The organism is Bartonella sp. AA2SXKL, from assembly GCF_042197205.1.
Lineage (GTDB): Bacteria > Pseudomonadota > Alphaproteobacteria > Rhizobiales > Rhizobiaceae > Bartonella.
Map to the genome: position 1 here is coordinate 1 of NZ_JBHIRN010000291.1, position 527 is coordinate 527.

Annotated in this window: 1 pseudogene; it reads left to right on the forward strand. The window is 40.6% G+C overall.

The features are described 5' to 3' along the window. Positions 1-527 (forward strand): annotated as a pseudogene (locus tag ACFINS_RS11310) (autotransporter outer membrane beta-barrel domain-containing protein); the annotation flags it as partial.

Consider the following 527-nt stretch of genomic DNA (forward strand, 5'->3'; position numbering starts at 1 on the left):
GGAGGCTATTAATTTGAGGCAGACAATGTTTTCTGCTCCAGACAGTGTGGCTCTTTATAGTACCGATAGTACTTATGGTGTTGTTAATTTAATGCAAAGTACCCTTTCAGGGCGTTCATTATTAAGAGCTGAGAGGGGGGCCTTGGTGAAAGTTTTAGCCAGTGCCTCTACCCTTGAAGGGGGTGCTCATGTTGATGATCGTTCTACTGCTGAGCTCTATTTGGGTGCTGGTTCGACATGGATTTTGAAACAAAAGCAAGAGAGGGATTCACGTGAATCTGCTGGTACGAATGATTCATCTATTTCTTTTCTGCTCCTTATGAACGATAGTTCTATTAAGTTTCACAAATTGAAAACTGATAAGGATTATAATTATCAAACACTTCGCATTGGAAAGGGGACGGGTATTGTTTATAAGGCGCAGGATGGTGCTCATATTTATTTGAACACATATCTGAATGAGGGGGGAGACCATGAAAAGCAAAAGACTGATCGTGTTTTGATACATGGTGATGTTTCTGGAAAAA